Origin of the sequence: Streptomyces sp. NPDC017993 (assembly GCF_044328065.1) — a bacterium.
GTDB lineage: Bacteria > Actinomycetota > Actinomycetes > Streptomycetales > Streptomycetaceae > Streptomyces.
Genome location: NZ_JBIRGO010000010.1, coordinates 265,079 through 290,841, shown reverse-complemented (window position 1 = coordinate 290,841; position 25,763 = coordinate 265,079). Strand labels below are relative to the sequence as shown.

Sequence of the window (25,763 nt, the reverse complement as noted above, 5' to 3'; positions counted from 1 at the left end):
TCCGTGTGCTGGTGGGAAATCCTATGACGGGTGCGCCCACTTCTTGAGGGCGGCCTTGCTGGAGAAGTCCGCCACGTCCTTGTCCAGCGGGCGGTCGGTGTACTGGTGGATGCGCCACTTCGCCTTGATCCGCGGGTGGCCGGCCGAGACGTAGTCGGCGATCCAGAGGCCGTCGGCCGCGTAGGACGTCGTGTCGTGGTTGAGCCAGAAGTCTCTGTTGCAGTAGAGCATCACGCGGTGGGTGGGCCGCAGCTTCTTGACCTCCAGCAGGAACTGGTCCTTCTGCGCGTTGCTGGCGTAGGTCCCCTCGCCGGTGCGCTCCCAGTCGGCGGCCAGGATGTCGCCCTGGACGGACGCGCACTTCTCGACGAAGTACTTCGCCTGCGCCGCGATGTTCCCCGGCCACAGGAAGTGGTAGAAGCCGACCACACAGCCCGCCTTGCGGGCCTTGGACGCCTGCGCGGACTGGTGCGGGTTGATGTAGGAGCGGCCTTCGGTCGCCTTGACGATCACGAAGTCCAACCCCTCGGCCGAGTACGAGGCGTTGTACGAGCTGACATCGACACCATGCAGCATGAGCGGCCTCCTGCCGATCGGACCTGCGATTTCGAAGCGTCATCTGCGTTCCAGCAGTTCAGCATGTTCACGACCTGAGACGCCAGATCGCGGCGGTGAAGTTCCTTTTCTCACGGGTGAGTTGGTGAGGGGAGAGCCTGCTGGTGCAGCGAGCGGCGGGTGGGGCGGAAACAGCTGGGAGTGACCAGGGTGGTTCTCATCACAGCCTTCGCGGGCCTTCGCGGTCCGGCCGGGGCGCCGAGCCGGGTGAGCCCGCCGCCCGGCGGGAGGCGGCCGCCCCCGCCGCACCGCCGGGGCCTTGGCAGACTTGCCCGGTGACCTACGCCGTACTGCTCGCCGAGGACGACCGTCCCATCCGCACCGCCCTGGAGCGCGCCCTGATCCTTGAGGGATACCAGGTCACCGCGGTCGCCGATGGTCTCCAGGCGCTGGCCGCCGTGCACCGCGAGCGGCCGGACGTGATCCTCCTCGACGTGATGATGCCGGGCCTTGACGGGCTCCAGGTGTGCCGGACGCTGCGGGCCGAACAGGACCGCACCCCGATCCTCATGCTCACCGCCCGGGTCGGGACGGCGGACCGTATCGCCGGGCTGGACGCCGGCGCGGACGACTACGTCGTCAAGCCCTTCGAGGTGGAGGAGGTCTTCGCCCGGCTGCGGGCGCTGCTCCGGCGGATGGCACAGACGGCGGCCGCGGACAGCGCGCCCCGGGCGGACGGGGCGGAAGGCACAGGAGGGGCGGGAGGACGGCGGAACCCGTACGGCGAGGACGGCGGCCACGCCGGCCATGGCGATCACGGCAACCACGGCAACCACAGCAACCAGGGCAATCAGGACGGGGAGGCCGGGCAGAAGGACGGGACGGGCACGCGGGGCGGCGCCGTCGGCAGCGGAACGGCCGGCGGCGATACGGCGGGCAGTGGCGTGGCGCAGGGCGCAAAGGCCGCGGCCGAGGGCGTCGTCGAGGCCGCCGATCTGCGGATCCACGGCCCCTCCCGCCGTGCCTGGCGCGGGCAGCGCGAGCTGGAGCTGACCCGTACCGAGTTCGAGCTGCTGGAGCTGTTGGCGCGGAACGCCGGGATCGTGCTGGACCACTCGACGATCTACGACCGCATCTGGGGCTACGACTTCGGACCCGGCTCGAAGAATCTCGCGGTGTACGTGGGCTATCTGCGGCGCAAGGTCGACGTGCCGGGCAGCCGGCCGCTCATCCACACGGTGCGTGGCGTCGGCTACGTGCTGCGGGAGGACTGACGTGACCGGGCGCGCGGGCCCCTCCCGGCGCCGGGAACGCGGCGCGCCACGCGGCCGCGGCGTGGGCGCCTGGCTGCGGACCCGTAAGCCGGCCAGTCTGCGCACCGCCTTCGCGGTGACCTTCGCCGCCGGGGCCGCGGCGGTGACCGCCCTCGTCGGGTTCCTCAGCTATGACGCGGCGGCCCGGCTGGTCCGGGTGGACGAGAAGTCGGTCTTCTCCGAGGTGGTCGGGGACCTGCGGACCCAGGTGCGGGAGCGGTCGTTCCGGCCCGGGGACTACGCGGCCGCAGGACCCGGCCGCGACGGCCCGCGCGACGATCTCACCCGCCGCACCCGCACCGATGTGCAGGTGCTGGGGGCCGGCGGGCGGATCGTGGACCCGGGGAGCCCCGCCCTCCCGGTCGGCGCCCGGGAACGCCGGGTCGTCGGGGCCGCGCAGGCGGGCCGTCACACACAGCGGGAAGCGGACATCGGCGACGAGGAGTACCACGTCGCGACGGTCGCACTCGGCGGTGGCCGCGGCGCGGTACAGGTGGCCCAGAAGTTCAGCGGGACCGAGGACCTGCTCTCCGCGCTCCAGCGGCGCACCGCGCTGCTGGCGGCCGCGGTCCTGGTGCTGGCCGGGGCCGCCGGGTGGTGGCTGGCGCGCCGCATCACCGGCCGGCTCGTCCGGCTCACCGCGGTCGCGGAGAGCGTGGCCGAGCACGGCCGGCTGGACGTCCCGGTCCCGGTCGCGGGCCGGGACGAGGTCGCCAGGCTCGGGCGGGCCTTCGACGACATGCTCGGGCGGCTGGCCGCGGCCGTCCAGGACCAGCAGCGCCTCGTCCAGGACGCGGGCCACGAGCTGCGCACGCCGCTGACCTCGTTGCGGACGAACATCTCGCTGCTGAAGCGGTTCGAGGAGCTGCCGCCGCGGGCCCGTGCGGAACTGCTCACCGACCTGGCCGGTGAGGCCCGCGAACTCACCGACCTGGTCAATGAGTTGGTGGACCTGGCCGCCGGGCAGCGGGGTGACGACCCGCTGGCCCAGGTCAGCCTGGCCGAGGTCGCGGAGAAGGGGGCCGCCTCGGCCCGCCGCCGCACGGGGCGTGAGATCACCGTGCGCAGCACGCGACCCGCGGCGGTCGAGGGCCGGCCCGCGGCACTGCACCGTGCGCTCACCAACCTGCTGGAGAACGCCGCCAAGTTCGACCCGGGCGGCACCGAACCGATCGAGGTCGTCGTCACCGGCGCCCGCGTCGAGGTCCTCGACCGCGGTCCCGGCATCGCCGACGCCGACCGCACCCGGGTCTTCGACCGCTTCTACCGGGCCCCCGCCGCCCGCGGGCTGCCGGGCTCGGGCCTCGGCCTCGCCATCGTCCGCGAGATCGTCACCGCGCACGGCGGCCACGCCTTCGCCGGCCACCGGCCGGGCGGCGGCGCCGTCCTCGGCTTCACGATCGGGACGGGTGCGGGCCACGGGTCCCAGCGCGCTCACTGATGTCCGTGCCGTGTGTCCGTGACGTGCACCGCCCCGTGCCCTTCCGAGTGCGCCGCGCGTGCGACGGGCCGTCAGGCCGGGGCATCGGCGAACACGCCGGCCGCAGGCTCCCCCCGGGGCGCGGCTGCACGGGTGGTCCGTCCGACATGAAACGGATCGTCACCTTTTAGACGTATACAGTCAGGTAGACCGTATACGTGACTGCAGAGGGGCAGCCGGCCGCACGGACAGCGGAGGGCACGGCCCACCGCCGGGCCTCGCATCGAGCCACCCGCCAAGGAGAAGCCTGTGAGCAACGTCGCCCTCGGCGCAGCCTCGATCGACGGCGGCCTCTACACCTGGATCACCGATCTCGCGCAGCGCGCCCCGCACACCGTCAACGTCCTCGTCTCGTACGGCACCGACTACGGCCTGTTCCTCTTCGCGATCCTGATGGCGCTCTGCTGGTGGCGGGCCCGGCGCGGCACTGCCGCGGAGATGGCGAAGGTGCTGGCCGGCCCCCTGGTGGTGACCCTGGTCTACGTCGCCAACGACACGGTCAAGGCCCTCTTCGACGAAGCGCGGCCCTGCCGGACCCTGCACACGGTCACCGTCGCGATGTGTCCGGGCGTGACCGACTGGTCGTTCCCCAGCAACCACGCGGCCATCGCGGCGGCCGCCGCGGTCGCCCTGATCCGGTGCGCTCCCCGGCTCGGGCGGATCGCCGTCCCGGCCGCGCTGTTGATGGCGTTCTCGCGTATCTGGGTAGGAGCTCACTACCCGCACGACGTCCTCGCCGGCCTGGCCATCGGTGTGGTCGTCGCCCGGCCGCTCCTGCCGCTCGCCCGGCACGCGACGCCGGCCGTCGACCGCCTGCGCACCACCCGGCTGCGTGCCCTGGTGGCCGCCAGGTGACGCCGTCCGCGCCGAGACCCGGACCGGAACCGGGGAAGGGAGCGGGGCGGGAGCCGGAACGCACGAAGGGCAGGAAGCCGGAGGGGGGACCGGCACCCGAGCAGGACCCGGAGTCGGCGAAGGGACCGGAGGACGCCTTGCAGAAAACACCGAAGGGCACCCGCCCCGCGCAGGAGACCACGCACCATCCCTTCCACCTCTCATTGCCCCGCCACCTCCCGCAGCACCCCCCGCTGCATCTCCCGCACCGCCCCCCGGACGCCCGCAGGCCCGGTCCGCTGCTCGCGTTCGCGGCGGTGTGCGCGGCGCTCTTCGCGGCCCTTGCCGTCGTCGCGACGGTGGGCGACGGCTCCCCGCTCGCCTCCGAACAGGCTGCCCATGACTGGTCGACGGCGCACAACGGGGAGCCGGTGCGCTCCCTCGCCCGTGTGCTCACCGTGACCGGCAGCGGGCCCGTCCTGTACCTGCTGGCGGTGGTGGCCGGTCTGCTGGCCGGCCGGGGTGCGCTCGGCCGGCTCCGTACGGTGGCCTGCGCCGTCGTCGTCCTCGCGGTGGGGCAGGCCGCCCGCTACGGCCTGATGGAACTCCTCGCGCGCCCGCGGCCACCGTCCGGCGAATGGGTCGGGCCCGCCCCCGACTACGCCTTCCCCTCCGGCCACGCCACCAACGCCGCACTGATCGCCGGCCTCCTGGCCTGGGGCGTACTGCACCGTGCCCGCCCTGGCGTGGCCCGCACCTGGTGCACGGTGCTGGTGCTGTGGGCGATCGGAGTCGGCGCCACCCGTGTCTATTTGGGCGTCCACTGGCCGGCTGACATTCTCGGCGGCTGGCTCCTGGCCGCCGTGGTCCTGGCGTTGGCGCTGATCGCGGAGCCCTTCGCCTTCCGCCACCCGGGCCCGCCCCCGCCCCCGGCCACCCCACTCGGCTGAACACCCCGTCGCCGCTGATCGCGGCCCATGAAACGTTGACGATCGGTCCACGACTTGGCCAAGGCGGCATGGACCTGTCCCTTGCGGAGCAGCACTCACCTGGGTGAGGGGGAGGCCGCCGCGGGCCCGCCATCGGCGGCGGCGATCCGTCCCTGCACGCACCTGTACGGCGACACCACCGCAGGCAGCGCCACCAAGGGGGACGGCACGATGGAACAGCCCGGCAACGGCCCGAAGGACCCACCGACAGCCCACCCGGCAGAGTTGCCGGCGAACCCCTCACCGCACCCCTCGCGCCACGGGCCGGCACACCCCGACGGGCGGACCCCGCAGGGTCGCTGCGCGGCCGCCGTGGCCAAGGACCCGACGCCGTGCGAAGGTCCGCACGACGCCGCCACCATCGTCGAGCGCCTCGGCAGGGAGGTGGCCGGCTGCGTCCACCACTGCGCGCGCCTGCTCGCCGGCCTCGAAGGCGCCCGCGTCCACCCCTTCGTCCCGGCCCACCACGCCCTGGAGATCTACTCCCGGGCCCGCGAACTCCCGCCGTTCGCCTGGGAGATCGGCAAATAGCCGACCGGCGGCGCCACCGTCATGCGCTGTCCGACGCCGACGCCGTCAGGGCAGCCGCGGAATCAGCGGCTGCCCGCGCCGTTCAGCACTCGATGATGTTGACGGCGAGGCCGCCGCGGGCCGTCTCCTTGTACTTGACGCTCATGTCGGCGCCGGTGTCCTTCATGGTCTTGATGACCTTGTCGAGGGACACGTGGTGCCGGCCGTCGCCGCGCAGCGCCATGCGCGCCGCCGTGATGGCCTTGACCGCTGCCATGCCGTTGCGCTCGATGCAGGGGATCTGGACGAGGCCGCCGACGGGGTCGCAGGTCAGGCCGAGGTTGTGCTCCATGCCGATCTCGGCGGCGTTCTCCACCTGCTCGGGGGAGCCGCCGAGCACCTCGGCGAGGCCGCCGGCGGCCATGGAGCAGGCGGAGCCGACCTCGCCCTGGCAGCCGACCTCGGCGCCGGAGATGGAGGCGTTCTCCTTGAAGAGCATGCCGATGGCACCGGCGGCGAGCAGGAAGCGGACCACGCCCTCCTCGTCGGCCCCGGGGACGAAGTTGATGTAGTAGTGCAGGACGGCGGGGATGATGCCGGCCGCCCCGTTGGTGGGGGCGGTCACGACCCGGCCGCCGGCCGCGTTCTCCTCGTTGACCGACATCGCGTAGAGGGTGACCCACTCCATGGCGTGCGCGAGCGCGTCGCCCTCGGAGCGGAGCTGGCGTGCGGAGTTCGCGGCGCGGCGCCGGACCTTGAGGCCGCCGGGCAGGATGCCCTCGCGGGACATGCCGCGGCTGACGCAGCTCTGCATCACACGCCAGATCTCCAGCAGGCCCTCGTTGATCTCTTCCTCGGTGCGCCAGGCCTTCTCGTTCTCCAGCATCAGGGTGGCGATGGAGAGCCCGGTGTCCTGGGCGAGCCGCATCAGCTCGTCGCCGGTGCGGAAGGGGTACTTCAGGACGGTGTCGTCGAGCTTGATCCGGTCCTCGCCGACGGCGTCCTCGTCGACGACGAAGCCGCCGCCGACCGAGTAGTAGGTCTTCTCCAGGAGCGGGGCGCCGGCCTGGTCGTAGGCGAAGAGCGTCATGCCGTTGGCGTGGTACGGCAGGGAGCGGCGGCGGTGCAGTATCAGCTCGGTCGACTCGTCGAAGTCGATCTCGTGGTCCGTCCCGATCTCGGCGCCCAGCAGCCGCAGCCGCTTGGTCGTGCGGATCCGCTCCACCTCGTCGTCCGCGTTCTCCACGTCGACGGTGCGGGGGGAGTGGCCCTCCAGGCCGAGGAGCACGGCCTTGGGGGTGCCGTGGCCGTGGCCGGTGGCACCGAGCGAGCCGAACAGTTCGGCGCGTACCGAGGCCGTCTGCGCGAGGAGACCGTCCTTCTTGAGGCGACCGACGAACATCCGGGCGGCGCGCATGGGGCCCACGGTGTGGGAGCTGGAGGGGCCGATGCCGATGGAGAAGAGGTCGAAGACGGAGATGGCCACGGTGGCGGACTCCCTTGTCTGCTCGTGGTGGACGGTGGAGCAATGGGGCAGGAGGTACGTTTCTGCGCCGACTGACGAGCGTAACGCGGACGCGCGCCGGTGCCGCCTGACGGAAAACGGCGGACGGCCGTCGTCCCGGGAAACAGCGGTTGTCGGCGCTCTGTGCGGGCCGCGGCCCGCTGCGCTGTGCGTCGTCTCACAGCCGGCGGGCGCCAGATCGTTGCCCGGTATCCGGCGAAGTGGGCCGTTTTGGTGTGGGTCGGATAGTGCCCGGAGTCAGCCGTCCGGTTCCTCGGGTCCTTCCGGTTCTCTGAGCAGAGCGGCCCCGCGGGCCGGCCCTGCCGGTCACCCGGCCGCTGACGCCCTGCTCCCTCGCGCCCAGGAGATCGACCTGGCCGGGAACTCGCCCGTCCCGGCCCGCCGGTCTCCCGGCGGGCCGGGCCCGCGCTCGTGAAGCGCACCACGGGCGCCGCGCACGACACGCGTGGCACGCGTGACCCGGCCGTGGCGTGGGCCGTGGGCCCCGCGTCAGCCGCCGCGAGAGGTGGCAGCGGCGATGGACTCGGGGCGCGGTGTCACAGCGACTGGTAGAGCGGGTGCTTGTCCGCGAGGGCCGTGACGCGGCTCTTGAGGGCCTCGGTGTCGTAGCTGGGCTTGAGGGCCTCGGCGATGATGTCGGCGACCTCGCGGAAGTCCTCGGCCTGGAAGCCGCGGGTGGCGAGCGCCGGGGTGCCGATCCGCAGACCCGAGGTGACCATCGGGGGCCGCGGGTCGTTCGGGATGGCGTTGCGGTTGACGGTGATGCCGACCTCGTGGAGGCGGTCCTCGGCCTGCTGGCCATCGAGCTCGCTGTTGCGCAGGTCGACCAGGACGAGGTGGACGTCGGTGCCGCCGGAGAGCACCGAGACACCGACCTCGGTGACGTCGGGCTGGATGAGGCGTTCGGCGAGGATGCGGGCGCCGTCCAGGGTGCGCTGCTGGCGCTCCTTGAAGTCCTCGGAGGCCGCGACCTTGAAGGACACCGCCTTCGCCGCGATGACGTGCTCCAGCGGACCGCCCTGCTGGCCCGGGAAGACCGCCGAGTTGATCTTCTTGGCGAGTTCCTGGGTCGACAGGATCACACCGCCGCGCGGACCGCCGAGGGTCTTGTGCGTGGTGGTGGTGACGACGTGCGCGTGCGGCACGGGGGAGGGGTGCAGACCCGCGGCGACCAGACCGGCGAAGTGCGCCATGTCGACCATCAGGTAGGCGCCGACCTCGTCCGCGATCCGGCGGAACTCGGCGAAGTCCAGCTGCCGCGGGTACGCGGACCAGCCGGCCACGATCAGCTTCGGGCGGTGCTCCTTGGCGAGGCGCTCGACCTCTTCCATGTCGACGAGGTTGCTCTTCTCGTCGACGTGGTAGGGCACCACGTTGTAGAGCTTGCCGGAGAAGTTGATCTTCATGCCGTGGGTGAGGTGCCCGCCGTGTGCGAGGTTCAGGCCCAGGATGGTGTCGCCCGGCTTGATGAGGGCGAACATGGCGGCGGCGTTGGCCTGCGCGCCGGAGTGGGGCTGGACGTTCGCGGCCTCGGCGCCGAAGAGGGCCTTGATCCGGTCGATGGCGATCTGCTCGACGACGTCGACGTGCTCGCAGCCGCCGTAGTAGCGGCGGCCGGGGTAACCCTCGGCGTACTTGTTGGTCAGGACCGAGCCCTGGGCCTCCATGACGGCGAGGGGAGCGAAGTTCTCCGACGCGATCATTTCGAGGGTGGACTGCTGGCGGTCGAGCTCGGCGTCGACGGCGGCGGCGATGTCGGGGTCGAGCTCATGGAGGGAGCTGTTGAGAAGCGACATGAGTCTTTCCTGGAGGGGTCAGGCGGCGCGGTGGGGCCCCGGACCGAGTCCGGGGGAGCTTCCGCTTGGGCGGTGGCGGGGTGCCGGAGCGGCGGGCCGGGAGGGCTCAGCCGGCGGCGAAGGCGGTGTACTCGTCGGCCGAGAGCAGGTCGTCCGGCTCGCCGCTCACCTTCACCTTGAACAGCCAACCGCCCTCGAACGGGGCGGAGTTCACCAGCGACGGGTCGTTCACGACGTCCTCGTTGGTCTCGGTGATCTCACCGGTGACCGGGGCGTAGAGGTCGCTGACCGACTTGGTCGACTCCAGCTCACCGCAGGTCTCGCCCGCCGTGACCGTGTCCCCGACCTCGGGAAGCTGCACGAAGACGACATCGCCGAGCGCGTTCGCCGCGTGCTCGGTGATGCCGACCGTCGAGACGCCGTTCTCGGCGGTCGACAGCCACTCGTGCTCCTTGCTGTAGCGCAGCTGCTGGGGGTTGCTCATGGCTCGATTCTCCTGTACGCGAGGGTGTGATCGTGAATGGGGTCTTGCACAGTGAGACGCGTGGGGCGCGCCGGTGTCACGACTGCCGGGGGCAGCGCTGGACCGGCGTCACTTCTCCCGCTTGTAGAAGGGAAGCGCGACGACCTCGTACGGCTCATGGCTTCCACGGATGTCCACCGCGACACCCTCGGCGCCCGGGGTGGCGTACGCCGCGTCGACGTAGGCGATCGCCAGCGGCTTGCCCAGCGTGGGCGAGGGCGCACCGGAGGTGACCTCGCCGATGACCGTGCCGTCGGTGGCGACGACCGCGTAGCCGGCGCGCGGGACCCGGCGGCCCTGCGCGATCAGCCCGACGAGCTTGCGCGGCGGCGCGGACTCGGCGCGCCGGGCGGCCTCCTCCAGGGCGGTGCGGCCCACGAAGTCACCGTCGTTGGTGGTCTTCTCGAACTTCACGACCCGGCCCAGACCCGCGTCGAACGGCGTGGTCGCGGTGGTCAGCTCGTGCCCGTACAGCGGCATGCCGGCCTCCAGGCGCAGCGTGTCGCGGCAGGACAGGCCGCACGGGACGAGCCCGACGTCCTTGCCGGCCGCGGTCAGCGCCTCCCAGAGGGCGACCGCGTCCGCGGGCCGGACGAACAGCTCGAAGCCGTCCTCGCCGGTGTAGCCGGTGCGGGCGATCAGCGCGCTCACGCCGGCGACCGTGCCGGGCAGGCCCGCGTAGTACTTCAGGCCGTCCAGGTCGGCGTCCGTCAGGGTCTTGAGGATGCCGGGGGACTCCGGGCCCTGGACGGCGAGCAGGGCGTAGGCCTCGCGGTCGTCGCGGACCTCGGCGTCGAAGCCGGAGGAGCGCTCGGTCAGCGCGTCGAGCACCACCTGGGCGTTGGAGGCGTTGGCGACGACCATGTACTCCCGGTCGGCAAGCCGGTAGACGATCAGGTCGTCGAGGATGCCGCCCCCGGCCTCGCAGATCATGGTGTAGCGGGCCCGGCCGGTCTTGACGCCGCCGATGTTGCCCACCAGCGCGTAGTCGAGGAGATCGGCGGCCTGCGGGCCGGTGACGGTGATCTCTCCCATGTGGGAGAGGTCGAAGAGGCCGGCCCGGGTGCGGACGGCGACGTGCTCGTCGCGTTCGCTGCCGTAGCGCAGCGGCATGTCCCAGCCGGCGAAGTCGGTCATGGTCGCGCCGAGCGCACGATGCGTGGCATCCAGCGCGGTACGGCGAGGGGCATCAGTCATGGTTCTGGGCTCCCAGGCATGGGTGAACAAGACGTTCTCCCCATCTGTCATCGGAACCTGAGAGGTTCACCGGGATCCCGCGAACGGACCCGGTTTGCACCTTGGGTGGAGCCGCCCGTCAGCCGGGCCGTGGCTCGCTTTTCAGATCTGCCTCGCCCGCGCGGTATCGGGGCCTGAGAGATTCAAGGGAGGACTTGCTCCTTCGGCGCCCCGCCGTGGCGGCGAGGACTCTCCCGCGCGGATTCAAGCGGCCGGTATGGAGTTGGCGGTGCACGGGGTGAGCTGAGCTGTGCACCTGGCGCCGACATCATTGCACGGGATCGCCGGATGCAGGAGTCCCGGTCGCCGCCCCGCCCCGGGCGGTCGCCGTGGTCCGGCGGATCGGGCAATCGCCTTGATGGGCATTACCTTTTCTTGACACTCTTCGGGAAAGGGACGGACTCTGGCCGGGCCCGCAAGTGACCGGGAGGGGCGATGACGGTGCACAAGGATGCCGCACTCGCGACAACGTCAGGGGTCGCGGGCGCCGCGGTGCCCCGGCCCATACGCTCGCCCCTGGCCGTGGTCAGGCCGGGGCGCAGCGCGGAGGTGCTGGATCTGAGGGGGACGCCTCAGACCGGCGAGGCGGCCGAGATGCACTTCCCGGCCGGTGACCTCGTGGTGGTCTCCGGGCTGCCGGGCAGCGGCAAGAGCACGCTCATGCACCGCATCGTGCCGGCGCTGGACGGCCGGGGTGGCGCGGTGCACCGCATCGACTCGCAGGACGTCCGGGTCCGCTGGGAGCGCGGCAGGCTGCGCCGGCTGCCGTACGGGGTGTACCGCCCGCTGGTCCGTGCCGCGCACTACCTGGGGCTGCGCCGCGCGCTGCGCTCCGGCGACAGCGTCGTGGTGCACGACTGCGGGACGCTGGCGTGGGTGCGCCGCTGGATCGCGCGGTCGGCCCGGCGTGGTGGCCGTGGGCTGCATCTGGTGCTGCTCGACGTCCCGCCCGAGGTGGCGCTGTCCGGGCAGGAGTCGCGGGGGCGCGGGGTTTCCGGGTACGCCTTCGCGCGGCATCGCAGGGCGGTGAGCAGGCTCGTCGGCGGGGCCGAGGCGGGCCGGCTGCCGAGGGGGTTCGCCTCGGCGGTGCTGCTGGACCGGCCGGCGGCGAGCGCGCTGGAGACCGTCAGCTTCGACTGAGGCGGTGAGGGGCGGCGTCTGCCGGGCCCCGCTCGCCGTCGAAGATCGCCCGCCGATGGCCGCCTTCGGCTGCCGCCACGTCGGCCGCTAGGGTCTTTGGCCAGATAGGGCGGTTTGGAACGGGTGGGTGGACATGAACTTTCCGGAGCAGGGGATACCGCAGCTGACGTGGCCTGCGAACGAGCTGGAAGAGGTGCTGTCCGCGTCGGTCGGGCACCCGGGTGCCGGTGGCCGGATCGTGGAGGTGCTGGGTCGCAGCCGGGTGTGGGTGCCACTGCCCAACGGCGGCGGCCCGGACAGCGCGGGACCGGGGGCCGGCGGCCTGGATATGCCCACCGTCGAGATCGGTGGCGCGGCGTATGTCCCGGTCTTCAGCTCCGAGCAGGAGTTCCTGCGGGTCGTCGGTTCCCACATGTCCTTCACCGTCGCGCCCGCCCAGGAGTTCGCCCGTGGGCTGCCGCCGCTGATCGGTATCGCGGTCAACCCGGACGGCACGGTCGGCGTCCCGCTACCGCCGCCCGCGGTGGCCGAATTGTGCCGGGTGGGGCGGGCGGAGGCGGACGGACCGGCGCGCGGCGGCCGGGTCCGGCTCTTCGAGCCGGACTGGCAGGATGAACCGGTGGACTTCCTGGCCGCCGCGGGGCTGGAGTTCTCCGGTGCCGGATTTGTCCTGAGTGCCCGGCGTGCCCTGGCAAGTGTCGAGGGCGACACGCCCGCGCTGTTCGTCGGTGTTCAGGTCGAGGCGGCCCCCGCCGCCCTGCACGACGGCACCGCCCGCGAGGCGGCGCTGGCGGCCCTGGGGCGCGCGCTCGGCGCGGTGCCCGTGCGCTGGCCCGTGCAGCTCGTCATGCTGGACATCGCCCTGGGGGACCCGGTCGCCGACTGGATGCTCCAGCGGGTGCGGCCCTTCTACTCTCGGGAGCACTCGTAAGCTGGTTGGATGACGGGCGGGTGCAACCCCACGTGCCCTGCTGACAGAAGGGACGGACCACGTGAGCGCGGGTGCGCATCAGGGAGCGGCCGCGGCCGGACAGGTCGAGCAGATGCTGCAACAGGTCTCGCCCGGTCGCTACGACACCTATGAGGCGCTGCTGCACGCGCTCGCCGCGAGCCAGGTCTGGATGCTGCTGTGGCAGGGCCGGGCCGGTATGCCCGACGCGCAGTACGGAAACATGGAGGTCGAAGGCCTCGGCTACGCGCCGTGCGTGACCTCGGCGCCCGAGCTGGCCGCGTCCGGCTGGAACCGCGACCACGAGCTCGTCACCGGCCTCGAAATCGCCGCGTCGCTCTTCCCCGACCGATGGGGCCTGTGGCTGAATCCGCACGCTCCCGGCGGCGGCGTCGGCATCCCGTGGCTGGATCTGCGCCGTATCGCCGGCGGTCTCGACCGGCTGCCGGCCGGGCCGCTGCGGGTCTCCGAACCGGTCATCGACATCCCGCAGTTCTACGCCCTCCTGGCACAGAACGCCCACCGGACGCCCGCCGTGCGTTCGTTGCGCCGGGCCTGGGTGCAGCCCGCCCTCGGTGCCCCTTATCTGGCGATCGGTCTCGATCTGTACGACACCGGCCAACAGGCGGTGGAGTCGGCGCGATTGATGATCCAGCAGTCGATCGGTGCGGTTCCGGACGGGCTGCCGGTCTCGACGGTCGCGATGAATGACGAATACGACCCGGTCTGCATGTGGATGCGGGCGTCCGCGCGCCCCTTCTTCGACCGTGACGGATACGCCCAGCCCCCGGGTCAGCCGCCCGCCCCCGCGCCCTCCTACGGCTACGGTTTTCCGCGTCCCTACTGACGCCGACGGTGCCGAGGCGCGCCGTCCTTCGGGCTGAATTGCCCCTGTATGCCCCTCGGTTGAGGCGACCCGCGAGGCTTGATCATTCCGCTCAGGCGGCCCGGCTGTCCGTATAACGGAAGGCCGTGAAGCACATCACAGTTGCGCATCCTTTCACCGTGAGGACTGGTGAGTGATCGCGAATCGGATGAAGACTCCCGCAGCAGAGGGCTTCGGCCCTTTGTACGAGCGTCATTCAGATCGGCGTCGCGTGAATCTCCGAAACTTCACACTGCGAACTCTCGCGATGCCCGCGCCACGTGCACCAGTGATGTGAATCAGGCCGCTACAGCGGCGGGCATTGGGCCGGCCACCGTCGGCCGAGAGGGGTCAAAAGCACCGTGACCGCACCGATCGAGACCACCGGGGCGGCTGCTGAGGCGCAGCCGGAAGCGGTGCTGAAAGGCGTGGAGAGCAAGCGCATCGAAGGGCGCTCGCTCGGGCAGATCGCCTGGCTGAGATTCCGGCGCGACAAGGTCGCGGTGGCCGGTGCCATCGTTGTCATCCTGCTCGTCGCGGTCGCCGCGCTCTCCCGGCCCCTCCAGTCCCTGCTGGGTCTGGACCCCAACAGCCCGAACCAGTCGCTGATCGACCCCAACACCACGCTGCCCAAGGGTGACTTCGGCGGCATGAGCGCCGATCACCCCTTCGGCGTCGACCCCAAGTTCGGCCGCGACCTGCTCGCCCGGATCCTCGAGGGCTCGTGGGTGTCGCTGATCGTGGCCTTCGGCGCGACGCTGCTTTCGGTGGCCATCGGTAGCGTCCTCGGCGTCGTCGCCGGCTTCTACCGCGGGCGCGTCGACGCGGTGATCAGCCGGATGATGGATGTCTTCCTGGCCTTCCCGCTGCTGCTCTTCGCCATCGCGATCTCCGCCTCGCTGCAGGGCGGCGCGTTCGGCCTGGAGGGTCTGCCGCTGCACATCTCGGTGCTGATCTTCGTGATCGGCTTCTTCAACTGGCCGTACATGGGGCGCATCGTGCGGGCGCAGACCCTGTCGCTGCGGGAGCGGGAATTCGTGGACGCCGCGCGCGGCATGGGTGCGCGCGGGCCGTTCATCCTCTTCCGGGAGCTGCTGCCCAACCTGGTGGGCCCGATCATCGTCTACTCCACGCTGCTGATCCCCTCCAACATCCTCTTCGAGGCGGCGCTGAGCTTCCTGGGCGTCGGCATCCAGCCGCCCCAGGCTTCCTGGGGCGGAATGCTCAACCAGGCGGTCAAGTACTACGAGGTCGATCCCCAGTACATGATCGTCCCCGGCCTCGCGATCTTCGTCACCGTGCTGGCGTTCAACCTGCTCGGTGACGGTCTGAGGGACGCGCTGGACCCGCGCAGCCGCTGACGCCTGCCGGGCACCCGCACCGCCCAGATGTCTCAACAGTTGTTTGACGTTTCTCGACGAACGAAGGGGACACCGACCATCATGCGAAGGTCAGTTCCGGTCGCGGCTATCGCGGCCCTCACCAGTGCGGGCCTTTTGCTGGCCGGCTGCAGTGGGAGCAAGGACTCCAAGAACGGCTCCGGCGAGGCCAACGCCGCGACCAAGGGGATCGTCAACGCCTCCGATAAGAAGGGCGGCACGGTCAACTACGCGCTGAGCGACGCTCCCGAGTCGTTCGACCCGGGCAACACGTACTACGCCTTCGTCTACAACTTCAGCCGGCTCTACGCGCGCCCGCTCACCACCTTCAAGCCGGGCCCCGGCACGAAGGGCAACGAGCTGACCCCGGACCTCGCCAAGGGGATGGGCAAGCCCACCGACGGCGGCAGGACCTGGACGTACAAGCTGCGCGAGGGCGTGAAGTACGACGACGGCTCCGTGATCACGTCCAAGGACGTGAAGTACGCGGTCGAGCGCAGCAACTTCGCGCGTGACACCCTCTCGCTGGGCCCGAACTACTTCCAGCAGTTCCTCAAGGACAACGACGGCGGCTACAAGGGTCCCTTCAAGGACAAGGACAAGGCCGGTCTGAAGTCGATCGAGACGCCCGACGACCAGACGATCGTCTTCCACCTCAAGAAGCCCTTCGCCGAGTTCGACTACCTGGTGAGCGCCCCGCAGACCGCGCCGGTGCCGCGGGCCAAGGACAAGGGCGCGGAGTACACCAAGGCCGTGGTCTCCTCCGGGTCGTACAAGTTCGAGAACTACGAGGAGGGCAAGCAGCTCACCCTCGTCCGTAACCCGCACTGGTCCGCGAAGAACGACCCGCTGCGCAAGCAGCTGCCGGACAAGATCGTCCTGAAGATGAAGGTCGCCCAGTCGACCATCGACAAGGACCTGCGGTCCGGCAACACCCATGTGGACCTCGCCGGTCGCGGTGTCGACGGCCAGACCCAGGCCCAGCTCCTGACGGACCCCGACGAGAAGGCGAACACCGACAACGCCCTCGGTCAGCGTGTCGTCTACACGGCCCTCAACACCAAGGTGAAGCCGTTCGACAACATCGAGTGCCGCAAGGCCGTCGAGTACGCGATCGACAAGAAGGCCGTGCAGACCTCGCTCGGCGGCCCGATCCGCGGTGAGGTGGCCTCCACGGTCCTGCCGACCGACATCGACGGCTACCAGAAGTTCGACCTGTACCCGCAGAAGTACGACGGGGACAAGCTGGACCTCACCGAGGCCAAGAAGCACTGGGACAAGTGCGGCGCCGGCAAGACGAACACCACGATCCTCGCGCGCAACGACCGCCAGGACGAGATCGACGCGGCCACCACGGTCATCGACTCGCTGAAGAAGATCGGCGTCAACGCCAAGATCCAGAGCTACCCGAGCAGCAAGTACTTCTCGGACTACGCGGGTGTGCCGAAGTTCAACAAGAAGAACAACGTCGGCCTGATCATGATGCAGTGGGGCTCGGACTTCCCGACCGGCTACGGCTACCTGCAGCAGATCCTGAACGGCAAGGCGATCAGCCAGTCCGGTAACACCAACCTGTCCGAGCTGGACGACCCGGCGATCAACAAGCTGCTCGAGAGCGCCATCGCCGACACCGACAAGGCCGCGCGCGAGAAGGCGTACGCCGAGATCGACAAGAAGACGATGGAGCAGGCGGCGATCGTTCCGCTCACCTACTTCAAGGTCCTGCTGTACCGCTCGCCCAAGGCCACCAACCTGGTGTCCACCTCGGCCTTCAGCGGTCAGTACGACTACCTCAACATCGGCGTCAAGAAGTAGCAGCCCTGGAAGGCAGGTGAAGGCATTGGTGTCCGCGGGCCGGTCGCTACCGGCCCGCGGCACCGACGCCGCATCCCCGTGTTCTCGTACATCATCCGCAGGTTGATCAGCGCAGTGATCCTGCTGCTGATCGTCAGCGCGGTCACTTTCGGCATCTTCTTCCTGCTGCCGAAACTGGCCGGGCAGAGCACCGACCAGCTTGCCCAGCAGTACATCGGAAAGGCCCCCACGGCCGCGGACATCGCGGCGGTGAAGAAGAACCTCGGCCTGGACAAGCCCGTGTACGAGCAGTACTGGGACTTCCTCAAGGGCATTTTCGTCGGCGTCGACTACAAGTTCGGGCCGGAAGTGGCCAAGTGCCATGTGCCGTGCTTCGGTTACTCCTTCAAGACGCACATCGAGGTCTGGCCCGAGATCCAGTCCAGGCTCCCGGTGACGCTGTCGCTGGCAGCCGGCGCCGCCGTGGTGTGGGTCGTCTCCGGTGTCGCCACCGGTGTGCTCTCCGCGCTGCGCCCCGGCTCGCTCTTCGACCGGATGGCCATGGGCGTCGCCCTGGCCGGCGTCTCGCTCCCCATGTTCTTCACCGGCGCCCTGGCGCTGGCCCTCTTCACCTACCAGTGGCCGATCTTCGAACGCAGCGACTACGTGCCGCTGATGGAGGATCCCTTCCTCTGGGCGCGGACCCTGGTCCTGCCCTGGGTCACCCTGGCGTTCCTCTACTCCGCGCTCTACGCCCGGCTCACCAGAGCGGGCATGCTGGAGACGCTGAGCGAGGACTACATCCGTACCGCCCGCGCGAAGGGCCTGCGTGAGCGCAAGGTGGTCGTACGGCACGGTCTGCGGGCCGCGCTCACCCCAATCATCACGGTCTTCGGCATGGACCTGGGCCTGCTGCTCGGCGGTGCGCTGATCACCGAACAGGTCTTCTCGCTCAAGGGAGTCGGCGCCTTCGCCGTCGAGGCGATCAACGCCAACGACCTGCCGAACATTCTCGGCGTCACCCTGCTCGCCGCGTTCTTCATCGTCATATGCAACCTGGTGGTGGACGTTCTGTACGCCGCCGTCGACCCGCGGGTGAGGCTCTCGTGACCGACTCCTCCGAGGACAAGACCGAGACGGCCGGACCGGCCGCGAGCACGCCCGGCGACAAGCCGGTGGCCGAGCCCACGACCGCGTCCACGGTCGCGTCCACGAAAAAAGCTGCCGTCGTGACCGAGCCCGTGGCGAAGGAGGCCGGGACCCCGGCCGCCTTCCTCGAAGTGCGGGACCTGAAGGTGCACTTCCCGACGGACGACGGCATCGTGAAGTCCGTCGACGGCCTCTCCTTCACGCTGGAGAAGGGCCGCACGCTCGGCATCGTCGGCGAGTCCGGCTCCGGCAAGTCGGTGACCTCGCTCGCCGTCATGGGCCTGCACCGCGCGTCCCGCCAGCAGCGCAGCAAGGTCGATATGTCCGGCGAGATCTGGCTGGACGGCAAGGAGCTGGTCTCCGCCGATCCGGACGAGGTGCGCCGGCTGCGCGGCCGCGAGATGGCGATGATCTTCCAGGATCCGCTCTCCGCGCTGCACCCCTTCTACACCGTCGGCCAGCAGATCGTGGAGGCGTACCGCGTCCACCACGACGTCGACAAGAAGACCGCCCGCCGCCGGGCCGTCGAGATGCTCGACCGGGTCGGCATCCCGCAGCCCGACAAGCGGGTCGACGACCATCCGCACCAGTTCTCCGGCGGTATGCGCCAGCGCGCCATGATCGCGATGGCGCTGGTGAACAACCCCGAGCTGCTGATCGCGGACGAGCCGACCACCGCCCTGGACGTCACCGTCCAGGCGCAGATCCTGGACCTGATCCGCGATCTCCAGAAGGAGTTCGGCTCGGCGGTCATCATCATCACCCACGACCTGGGTGTGGTGGCCGAGCTGGCCGACGACCTGCTGGTGATGTACGGCGGCCGGTGTGTGGAGCGCGGCCCCGCGGAGAAGGTCTTCTACACGCCGCAGCACCCCTACACCTGGGGCCTGCTCGGCTCGATGCCGCGGATCGACCGCGATCAGACCGACCGGCTGATCCCCGTGAAGGGTTCGCCGCCCAGCCTGATCAATGTGCCGTCCGGCTGTGCCTTCAATCCCCGTTGCCCGTACGCGGACGTCCCCAAGGGCAACCTCACCCGTACGGTGCGCCCCGAACTGCGCCAGGTGGAGGGCGGGCACTTCTCCGCCTGCCACATGTCGCAGGAGGAGCGGGAGCGTATCTGGACCGAAGAGATTGCGCCGAAGCTGTGACCGAGACGACTGACGACGAGAGCAAGAAGATCCCGCTGCAGAAGGGATCGGCGGACGAGGGCGCGCAGGACAGCCACCGCCGGGTCGCTCCGCAGGATTCCGACGCCGAGCCGCTGCTGCGGGTGCGCGGTCTGGTCCGGCACTTCCCGATCACCAAGGGCCTGCTCAAGCGGCAGGTCGGCGCGGTGCAGGCGGTCGACGGCATCGACTTCGACGTCCGGCCGGGGGAGACGCTCGGTGTGGTCGGCGAGTCCGGCTGCGGCAAGTCGACGATGGGCCGGCTGATCACCCGGCTCGACGAGCCGACCGGCGGGTCCATCGAGTTCGAGGGCAGGGACATCACCCACCTGTCCCCGGGCAAGCTGCGGCCGATGCGCCGCGACGTCCAGATGATCTTCCAGGACCCGTACGGGTCGCTGAACCCGCGGCACACCATCGGCGGGATCATCGGCACCCCCTTCCGCCTCCAGGGCGCCGAGCCCGAGGGCGGGGTGAAGAAGGAGGTGCAGCGGCTGCTGGAGCTGGTGGGCCTGAGCCCGGAGCACTACAACCGCTACCCGCACGAGTTCTCCGGCGGCCAGCGCCAGCGCATCGGCATCGCACGGGCGTTGGCCCTCAAGCCGAAGCTGGTGGTCGCCGACGAGCCGGTGTCCGCGCTGGACGTCTCCATCCAGGCGCAGGTCGTCAACCTCATGGACGATCTCCAGGAGGAGCTGGGCCTGACCTACGTCATCATCGCCCACGACCTCTCGGTGATCCGCCATGTGTCGGACCGCATCGCGGTCATGTACCTCGGCAAGATCGTGGAGTTGAGCGACCGCAAGTCGCTGTACGAGTCGCCGATGCACCCGTACACCAAGGCGCTGCTCTCCGCGGTGCCGGTGCCCGACCCCAAGCGGCGGACCCAGCGCGACCGGATCCTGCTCAAGGGCGATGTGCCCTCGCCGATCAATCCGCCCTCCGGCTGCCGGTTCCGCACCCGCTGCTGGAAGGCGACCCAGGTGTGCACGACCACCGAGCCGCCGCTGGTGGCGCTCAAGACCGGTCATCAGGTGGCCTGCCACCACCCGGAGAACGCCACGGAGGCGGGTTCCGGTGGCGGCGAGGCCGCCGGGGCGCGGGCGACCGTAGTGCCGGAGAAGTAGCCGGAGCCACCAAGTGAGCATCAATTTCTGAGGAATTGGCAAAGTCCCGGGCCCTGCGGGGGCGGGAGAGTGCAGAGTCGGCGCGGTTGTTCAGACATCATCCGTGTGTTCGAAGGGACGGCTCATGGCATTCTCCCGCTCCGCGCGTCGCACCTCCCGCTGGCTCGCGCTCGCCACGGCGGTGGCCTCGGCCGCCACCATCGCCGCCGGACCCGGCGCCTCGGCCGGCGCCCCGGGAGTCGGTGACCCCTACTTCCCGCAACTCGGCAACGGCGGTTTCGACGCTCTCCACTACGACCTGGGCGTCAGCTACGACACGGACAGCGGCCGTCTCAACGGCCGCACCACGCTGACCGCCAGGGCCACCGAGAACCTCTCCGCCTTCGACCTCGATCTGCACAAACTGACGGTCGACTCGGTCCGGGTGAACGGCCACCGCGCGCGGTTCAGCAGATCCGGCGACGAGATAAAGATCCGGCCGGACTCCCGGCTGCGGCGCGGCCACCGCTTCACGGTCACCGTCTCCTACGGCGGCGTCCCGAAGCCGCTCGGCGGCCCGATCATTTTCGGTTCCGACTACGGCTGGATGAAGACCAAGGACGGAGTCTTCGTCGCCTGCGAGCCGAACGCCGCGTCGACGTGGTTCCCCTCCAGCGACCACCCCAGCGACAAGGCGACGTACGACATCCGCATCGACGCACCCAAGGGCCTGACCGGCGTCTCCAACGGCCGCCTCATCAGCTCCGGCGAGGCGCACGGCCGCAGTTACGCCCACTGGCGCGAGAAGCGCCCGATGGCGACGTATCTGGCCACCGCCACCATCGGGAAGTTCGATGTCCGCACGGGCACCACGCCCGGCGGCACCCCCATCTACGTCGCCACCGACCCGACACTGCCCACCGGCAAGGTCGACGTCTACAAGATCACGTCCGAGGCCACCGACTACTGGTCCAAGGTTTTCGGCCCGTACCCCTTCGAGGAGACCGGCGCGATCGTCGACGACATGCCGCAGGCGGGCTTCTCGCTGGAGGTGCAGTCCAAGCCGGTCTACTCGGCGGTGCGCAGCGAGACCACCATCGTCCACGAGCTGGCCCACCAGTGGTTCGGCGACTCGGTCTCCGTCAGGCAGTGGAAGGACATCTGGCTCAACGAGGGCTTCGCCAGTTACGCGCAGTGGTTGTGGGCCGAGCACAAGGGCACTCAGAGCGCCCCCGATGCCTTCCGCGAGGAGTACCGGGACATCCCGGCAGGCGACGACTTCTGGAAGGTGAAGGTCGCCGACCCGCAGCGGGACACCATGTTCTCCGGTGCGGTCTACGACCGGGGTGCGATGACGCTGCAGGTGCTGCGTGAACGGATCGGCGACAAGGCGTTCTTCGAGCTGCTGCCGGCCTGGACCGCGCAGCACCGCTACGGCAACGCGCGGACCTCGCAGTTCATCGCGCTCGCCGAGAAGATCTCCGGGCAGCAGCTGGACGATCTCTTCGACACCTGGTTGAACACCACCGGCAAGCCGGCACTGCCGGGCGAGTAGCGGCGGTCCGCCCCGGGCGTCAGCCGGAGTCCGCCCGGGCCGGTCGCCGCCCGGTCAGTCGGAGCTGCGCTTGCCCAGCGACTCCGGCCGGGGCAGGTGTACGCCGAAGTAGACGGCCGCCATCCGCAGGGCGAAGACCACCCCCGCCGAGACCGCCGCGGCGGGGGTGCCGCCGGTGCCGAGGTGGTGCAGTCCCAGATAGCAGCAGCCGCCGGCCAGCGCGGCGATGGCGTAGACGTCCTCGCGCAGCAGCAGCGGTGGGAACTCCCCGCACAGCACATCGCGGATGACCTCGCCGGCGACGCCGGTCAGCACCGCGAGGATGATCACGGCCAGCGGGGTGGCGCCCGCCTCGATGGCGGCGCGCGCTCCGATCACCGTGACGACCGACAGGCCGACCGCGTCGACGACGAGCAGCGACTTGACCGGCAGTGTCCAAAAGCGCAGGTAGGCGATGGTGCCGACGCCGACGCAGATGATCACTGTCAGCAGCACCCAGTCGTGCGTCCAGTACAGCGGCTGCCGGTCGAGGATCAGATCGCGCAGCGTGCCGCCGGAGATGGACGCGGCGAAGGCGAGCACCAGCCCGCCGAACGGGTCCATGTTGGCGCGGTAGGCGGCCAGCACCCCGCTCGCCGCGAACGCCGCGACGCCGACCAGATAGAGCACGTGAAGCATGGCGCCATGTTCTCAGGCCGCAGGACCGCCGTCGTCGGCGCGTGCCCGGCGGGGCGGGCGGAGCGCGGAAGCGGCGGCGAAAGGTGAGGGTTCAAATTTGACACTACCGGTCAGTAACCATCCGGTGTAGCGTGCACGTCATGGCATTGGTGACCATAGGTAAGAGTGAGTTCGACCGCGATACCGCGGTCACGCGTCGGGCCGAGGGCGTCTACGACGCGGAGCTCTCCGCCGGGTGGACGATCATCCACGCGGTCAACGGCGGCTATCTTCTCGCCCTCATGGGCCGCGCGCTGGGCGACGCCCTCCCGCACCCCGACCCCTTCTCGGTCACCGCGCACTACCTGACGGCCTCGGTCCCCGGGCCCGCCGTCATCCGCACCGAGATCGTCCGCACCGGCCGCACGATGTCGACGGGCACCGCGACGCTCGTCCAGTTCGCGGAGGACGGCACCGAGGTCGAGCGGATGCGGGTGCTCGCCGCGTACGGCGACCTCGACGCGCTGCCCGACGACGTCCGCACGACCGCCAAGCCGCCGGCCATCCCGCCCTACGAGCACTGCCTGGGCACCGACAGTGCCCCCGAGGGCGAGCCGGCCATCCCGGGCAGCACGGCCATCACCGAGCGGCTCGCCCTCCGCCTGGACCCGGCGACCGCGGGCTGGGCCGTCGGCGCCGCCTCCGGCAAGGGCGAGATGCGCGCCTGGTTCGGCCTCGCCGACGGCCGCGAGCCCGATCCGCTGTCCCTCCTGCTGACCGTCGACGCGCTGCCGCCGACCGCCTTCGAGATGGGGCTTCTCGGCTGGGTCCCCACCGTCGAGCTGACCACCCACATCCGTCGCCGCCCCGCCCCGGGACCGCTGCGGGTCGCGATCACCACCCGCAACCTGGCCGGCGGCTTCCTGGAGGAGGACGCCGAGGTCTGGGACTCCGAGGACCATCTGGTCGCGCAGTCCCGGCAGCTGGCGCGCGCCCTGCTGGAGGGCTGAGCCTCCCGCCACGGGTGACCGGGCCGGGTGAGTCGCCCGGCCCGCGGGTCACCCGAGGAACTCCCTCAGCACCGCGGTGAGTTGGGCCGGCGCATCCTCCTGGACCAGATGCCCGGCCCCCTCGATCAGCCGCAGCCGCGCCCCCGGGAGGGCGGCTGCCGGCTGCTCTCCCTTGGCTGCCGGGATCCAACTGTCCTGGGCGCCCCAGCAGATGAGCGTCGGCAGGTCGATCTCGCCGTAGCGGCCCTCGATCTCGTCGGTGTACCGCTGGTCGTTCTGCTCGATCTGCCGGTAGAACGCCGGCCGGCCCTCCCCGTGCACCAGTCGTCGACCAGCCGGTCCAGGACGGCCGGGTGCAGGCCCGGGTGGCTGGCGGAGGAGAGGTAGGCGCGCACCAGCGCCCGGTGCAGTTCCGGCGGCAGCTGACCGAAGACCTCGGGGTGCGCGCCCAGCAGGCGGTAGGGGGGCGAGCCCCAGGGTGCCGGCGCCACCGGGTCGACGAGCGCCAGTCGCGCGTACCGCGCGCTGTGCAGCAGGTGCGCCCGCAGCGCCACGCAGCCGCCGAAGTCATGGGCGACGAGGGCGGGTTCGCGCACGCCCCAGTGCGCCGGCAGTTCGCTGAAGACCCTGGCCTGCGCGGCCAGCGAGACATCCTGCCCCTCCCTCATCTCCGAGGCGCCGTACCCCGGCATGTCCCAGACGAACACCTGGCGGCGCTCGGCGAGGGCGGCGGCGATGTTGCGTCAGACGTACGACGAGAACGGCGTGCCGTGCAGCAGGACGACCGGCGGGGTGCCGGGCCGTTCGGCGCCGAGCGCGGCCCAGCGCGCCTCGCCGGAGGAGCTGCGGAACGTACGGTCCAGAAGCCACTGCGTCATGAGCATAAGGCTAGACACTCCTTACGCGCCTGTCGGTGAGGGGACGAGGGGAGAGGGCGGAACAAGCGCGGTCTGCCCGTCGCGAGGCCCGGCGCCCCCGCGCGCCGGAGATGCGCCCCCGAGGTCCGTGGCGCCTGCTCGTAGAATCGTGCGCACCATGGTTTACCTCGACCACGCCGCCACCACTCCGATGCTTCCGGAGGCGGTGCAGGCGATGACCGCCCAGCTGACCGTCACCGGCAACGCGTCCTCCCTGCACGCCGCCGGCCGGCGGGCCCGGCGCACCGTCGAAGAGGCGCGGGAGTCCCTCGCCTCCTCGCTCGGCGCCCGCCCGAGCGAAGTCGTCTTCACCGCGGGCGGCACCGAGGCCGACAACCTCGCGGTCAAGGGGCTGTACTGGTCCCGCCGGGACGCGGACCCGGCCCGCACCCGCGTCCTCGCCAGCCCCGTAGAGCACCACGCCGTCCTGGACGCCGTGGAATGGCTCGCGGAGCACGAGGGCGCCCATGTGGAATGGCTGCCGGTCGACACCTACGGCCGGGTGCACCCCGACGCGCTGCGCGAGGCCATCGGCCGCAACCCGGCCGATGTCGCGCTCGCCACCGTCATGTGGGCCAACAACGAGATCGGCACGATCCAGCCGGTCCATGAACTCGCCCGGGTGGCAAAGGAGTTCGACGTCCCGCTGCACGCCGACGCGGTGCAGGCGTTCGGCCAGCTGGAGATCGACTTCGCCGCCTCGGAACTGGCCGCGATGACGGTCTCCGCGCACAAGATCGGCGGGCCGTACGGCATCGGCGCGCTGCTTCTGGGCCGTGAGTACGCCCCCGTCCCGGTGTTGCACGGCGGCGGCCAGGAGCGGCACGTACGCTCCGGCACCCTGGACACCCCCGCCATCGCCGGCTTCGCCGCCGCGGGGCGGCACGCCGTCGCGCACCGCGAGGACTTCGCCCGCGACATCGGCGCGCTGCGCGACGACCTCGTCAAGGCGGTCCGCGCCGCGGCCCCGGACGCCGTCCTCGGCGGCGACCCGGACCCCGCCGGCCGCCTCCCCGCGAACGCCCACTTCTCCTTCCCCGGCTGCGAGGGCGACTCGCTGCTCCTGCTGCTGGACGCCCAGGGCATCGCCTGCTCGACGGGCTCCGCCTGCACGGCCGGTGTCGCCCAGCCCAGCCATGTCCTCCTGGCCACCGGGATGGCCCAGGACCTGGCCCGCGGCACCCTGCGCTTCTCGCTGGGGCACACCTCCACCGCGCAGGACGTCGCGGCGGTCGCCGAGGCCATCGGGCCGGTCGTGGCCCGGGCGCGCAGCGCGGGACTCAGCTAGGGCGCGTCAGCAGGCCGTTCTCTT

General features: G+C 70.9%; 23 protein-coding genes, 1 pseudogene and 1 riboswitch. Of the genes and pseudogenes, 16 read left to right on the top strand and 8 right to left on the bottom strand.

What is annotated here, in order from left to right; translation table 11 throughout:
• Positions 1 to 21: 21 nt before the first annotated feature.
• Entirely contained in the window at positions 22 to 576 is a 555-nt protein-coding gene (locus ACH4FH_RS20775; protein WP_398557336.1) for a GH25 family lysozyme, read from the bottom strand.
• Positions 577 to 890: 314 nt separating this feature from the next.
• On the opposite strand from ACH4FH_RS20775, the gene ACH4FH_RS20770 reads away from it, so the two are divergent.
• The 5 genes from ACH4FH_RS20770 (at position 891) to ACH4FH_RS20750 (ending at position 5,702) form a co-directional block, all read left to right on the top strand.
• Positions 891 to 1,829, top strand: coding sequence for a response regulator transcription factor (locus tag ACH4FH_RS20770; protein WP_398557335.1), 939 nt, complete (start codon positions 891 to 893; stop codon positions 1,827 to 1,829).
• Position 1,830: 1 nt separating this feature from the next.
• On the top strand, positions 1,831 to 3,309 hold the full coding sequence (locus tag ACH4FH_RS20765; RefSeq protein WP_398557334.1) for an ATP-binding protein: 1,479 nt from the start codon (positions 1,831 to 1,833) through the stop codon (positions 3,307 to 3,309).
• 288 nt (positions 3,310 to 3,597) lie between these two features.
• Positions 3,598 to 4,203 (top strand): phosphatase PAP2 family protein, encoded by a 606-nt coding sequence (locus tag ACH4FH_RS20760; RefSeq protein ID WP_398557333.1) that lies wholly within the window; start codon positions 3,598 to 3,600, stop codon positions 4,201 to 4,203.
• A 137-nt stretch (positions 4,204 to 4,340) separates the two neighbouring features.
• Positions 4,341 to 5,132 (top strand): phosphatase PAP2 family protein, encoded by a 792-nt coding sequence (locus tag ACH4FH_RS20755; RefSeq protein ID WP_398557332.1) that lies wholly within the window; start codon positions 4,341 to 4,343, stop codon positions 5,130 to 5,132.
• 81 nt (positions 5,133 to 5,213) lie between these two features.
• Complete coding sequence (locus tag ACH4FH_RS20750; RefSeq protein WP_398557331.1) at positions 5,214 to 5,702, top strand: hypothetical protein; 489 nt, start codon at positions 5,214 to 5,216, stop codon at positions 5,700 to 5,702.
• An 82-nt stretch (positions 5,703 to 5,784) separates the two neighbouring features.
• On the opposite strand, the gene ACH4FH_RS20745 is transcribed toward ACH4FH_RS20750, so the two are convergent.
• The 4 genes from ACH4FH_RS20745 to gcvT all read right to left on the bottom strand — a co-directional run bounded on the left by ACH4FH_RS20745 (position 5,785) and on the right by gcvT (position 10,722).
• Entirely contained in the window at positions 5,785 to 7,167 is a 1,383-nt protein-coding gene (locus ACH4FH_RS20745; RefSeq protein ID WP_398557330.1) for an L-serine ammonia-lyase, read from the bottom strand.
• A 575-nt stretch (positions 7,168 to 7,742) separates the two neighbouring features.
• Positions 7,743 to 9,002: a serine hydroxymethyltransferase gene (gene glyA / locus ACH4FH_RS20740; protein ID WP_398557329.1), complete on the bottom strand. Its 1,260-nt coding sequence runs from the start codon at positions 9,000 to 9,002 to the stop codon at positions 7,743 to 7,745.
• A gap of 106 nt (positions 9,003 to 9,108) precedes the next feature.
• Positions 9,109 to 9,486, bottom strand: coding sequence for a glycine cleavage system protein GcvH (gene gcvH, locus ACH4FH_RS20735; RefSeq protein ID WP_398557328.1), 378 nt, complete (start codon positions 9,484 to 9,486; stop codon positions 9,109 to 9,111).
• A gap of 108 nt (positions 9,487 to 9,594) precedes the next feature.
• Entirely contained in the window at positions 9,595 to 10,722 is a 1,128-nt protein-coding gene (gene gcvT, locus ACH4FH_RS20730) for a glycine cleavage system aminomethyltransferase GcvT (RefSeq protein WP_398557327.1), read from the bottom strand.
• 151 nt (positions 10,723 to 10,873) lie between these two features.
• A riboswitch (glycine riboswitch) is annotated at positions 10,874 to 10,968 on the bottom strand.
• 228 nt (positions 10,969 to 11,196) lie between these two features.
• Here gcvT and ACH4FH_RS20725 point away from each other — a divergent pair.
• The 9 genes from ACH4FH_RS20725 (at position 11,197) to ACH4FH_RS20685 (ending at position 21,867) form a co-directional block, all read left to right on the top strand.
• A complete protein-coding gene (locus ACH4FH_RS20725; RefSeq protein WP_398557326.1) occupies positions 11,197 to 11,901 on the top strand; it encodes an AAA family ATPase in 705 nt (234 codons plus the stop codon).
• Between the two features lie 133 nt (positions 11,902 to 12,034).
• The gene (locus ACH4FH_RS20720) at positions 12,035 to 12,832 is read left to right on the top strand and encodes an enhanced serine sensitivity protein SseB (protein WP_398557325.1); all 798 of its coding nucleotides are present in this window, start codon (positions 12,035 to 12,037) and stop codon (positions 12,830 to 12,832) included.
• Positions 12,833 to 12,893: 61 nt separating this feature from the next.
• Positions 12,894 to 13,697 carry an enhanced serine sensitivity protein SseB C-terminal domain-containing protein gene (locus tag ACH4FH_RS20715; RefSeq protein WP_398557324.1) on the top strand — a complete coding sequence of 268 codons (804 nt, stop codon included), beginning with the start codon at positions 12,894 to 12,896 and terminating at the stop codon, positions 13,695 to 13,697.
• A gap of 380 nt (positions 13,698 to 14,077) precedes the next feature.
• A complete protein-coding gene (locus ACH4FH_RS20710; RefSeq protein ID WP_398557323.1) occupies positions 14,078 to 15,076 on the top strand; it encodes an ABC transporter permease in 999 nt (332 codons plus the stop codon).
• A gap of 81 nt (positions 15,077 to 15,157) precedes the next feature.
• Entirely contained in the window at positions 15,158 to 16,909 is a 1,752-nt protein-coding gene (locus tag ACH4FH_RS20705) for an ABC transporter substrate-binding protein (RefSeq protein WP_398557322.1), read from the top strand.
• 78 nt (positions 16,910 to 16,987) lie between these two features.
• Positions 16,988 to 17,998 (top strand): ABC transporter permease, encoded by a 1,011-nt coding sequence (locus ACH4FH_RS20700; RefSeq protein WP_398557321.1) that lies wholly within the window; start codon positions 16,988 to 16,990, stop codon positions 17,996 to 17,998.
• A 119-nt stretch (positions 17,999 to 18,117) separates the two neighbouring features.
• Positions 18,118 to 19,188, top strand: coding sequence for an ABC transporter ATP-binding protein (locus tag ACH4FH_RS20695; RefSeq protein ID WP_398557374.1), 1,071 nt, complete (start codon positions 18,118 to 18,120; stop codon positions 19,186 to 19,188).
• A complete protein-coding gene (locus ACH4FH_RS20690) occupies positions 19,185 to 20,333 on the top strand; it encodes an ABC transporter ATP-binding protein (protein ID WP_398557320.1) in 1,149 nt (382 codons plus the stop codon). The genes ACH4FH_RS20695 and ACH4FH_RS20690 overlap by 4 nt, the downstream gene beginning before the upstream one ends.
• Before the next feature lie 124 nt (positions 20,334 to 20,457).
• On the top strand, positions 20,458 to 21,867 hold the full coding sequence (locus ACH4FH_RS20685) for a M1 family metallopeptidase (RefSeq protein ID WP_398557319.1): 1,410 nt from the start codon (positions 20,458 to 20,460) through the stop codon (positions 21,865 to 21,867).
• 54 nt (positions 21,868 to 21,921) lie between these two features.
• On the opposite strand, the gene ACH4FH_RS20680 is transcribed toward ACH4FH_RS20685, so the two are convergent.
• Complete coding sequence (locus ACH4FH_RS20680; protein WP_398557318.1) at positions 21,922 to 22,545, bottom strand: trimeric intracellular cation channel family protein; 624 nt, start codon at positions 22,543 to 22,545, stop codon at positions 21,922 to 21,924.
• Positions 22,546 to 22,685: 140 nt separating this feature from the next.
• Between ACH4FH_RS20680 and ACH4FH_RS20675 the strand changes: the two genes are divergently transcribed.
• Positions 22,686 to 23,534 (top strand): thioesterase family protein, encoded by an 849-nt coding sequence (locus tag ACH4FH_RS20675; protein WP_398557317.1) that lies wholly within the window; start codon positions 22,686 to 22,688, stop codon positions 23,532 to 23,534.
• Between the two features lie 48 nt (positions 23,535 to 23,582).
• Here ACH4FH_RS20675 and ACH4FH_RS20670 read toward each other — a convergent pair.
• Both ACH4FH_RS20670 and ACH4FH_RS20665 read right to left on the bottom strand, forming a co-directional pair.
• Positions 23,583 to 24,226: pseudogene (locus ACH4FH_RS20670) on the bottom strand (alpha/beta fold hydrolase).
• A 51-nt stretch (positions 24,227 to 24,277) separates the two neighbouring features.
• Positions 24,278 to 24,412: a hypothetical protein gene (locus tag ACH4FH_RS20665; protein ID WP_398557316.1), complete on the bottom strand. Its 135-nt coding sequence runs from the start codon at positions 24,410 to 24,412 to the stop codon at positions 24,278 to 24,280.
• 157 nt (positions 24,413 to 24,569) lie between these two features.
• Here ACH4FH_RS20665 and ACH4FH_RS20660 point away from each other — a divergent pair, with 157 nt between their 5' ends.
• The gene (locus tag ACH4FH_RS20660) at positions 24,570 to 25,739 is read left to right on the top strand and encodes a cysteine desulfurase family protein (RefSeq protein ID WP_398557373.1); all 1,170 of its coding nucleotides are present in this window, start codon (positions 24,570 to 24,572) and stop codon (positions 25,737 to 25,739) included.
• Positions 25,740 to 25,763 lie beyond the last annotated feature (24 nt).

Excerpts from the sequence above, each read along its gene's own strand:
- ACH4FH_RS20775 (WP_398557336.1), bottom strand. The coding sequence starts at position 576 with ATGCTGCATGGTGTCGATGTCAGCTCGTACAACGCCTCGTACTCGGCC.
- glyA (WP_398557329.1), bottom strand. The coding sequence starts at position 9,002 with ATGTCGCTTCTCAACAGCTCCCTCCATGAGCTCGACCCCGACATCGCC.
- gcvH (WP_398557328.1), bottom strand. The coding sequence starts at position 9,486 with ATGAGCAACCCCCAGCAGCTGCGCTACAGCAAGGAGCACGAGTGGCTG.
- gcvT (WP_398557327.1), bottom strand. The coding sequence starts at position 10,722 with ATGACTGATGCCCCTCGCCGTACCGCGCTGGATGCCACGCATCGTGCG.
- ACH4FH_RS20725 (WP_398557326.1), top strand. The coding sequence starts at position 11,197 with ATGACGGTGCACAAGGATGCCGCACTCGCGACAACGTCAGGGGTCGCG.
- ACH4FH_RS20720 (WP_398557325.1), top strand. The coding sequence starts at position 12,035 with ATGAACTTTCCGGAGCAGGGGATACCGCAGCTGACGTGGCCTGCGAAC.
- ACH4FH_RS20705 (WP_398557322.1), top strand. The coding sequence starts at position 15,158 with ATGCGAAGGTCAGTTCCGGTCGCGGCTATCGCGGCCCTCACCAGTGCG.
- ACH4FH_RS20685 (WP_398557319.1), top strand. The coding sequence starts at position 20,458 with ATGGCATTCTCCCGCTCCGCGCGTCGCACCTCCCGCTGGCTCGCGCTC.
- ACH4FH_RS20680 (WP_398557318.1), bottom strand. The coding sequence starts at position 22,545 with ATGCTTCACGTGCTCTATCTGGTCGGCGTCGCGGCGTTCGCGGCGAGC.
- ACH4FH_RS20675 (WP_398557317.1), top strand. The coding sequence starts at position 22,686 with ATGGCATTGGTGACCATAGGTAAGAGTGAGTTCGACCGCGATACCGCG.
- ACH4FH_RS20665 (WP_398557316.1), bottom strand. The coding sequence starts at position 24,412 with ATGACGCAGTGGCTTCTGGACCGTACGTTCCGCAGCTCCTCCGGCGAG.
- ACH4FH_RS20660 (WP_398557373.1), top strand. The coding sequence starts at position 24,570 with ATGGTTTACCTCGACCACGCCGCCACCACTCCGATGCTTCCGGAGGCG.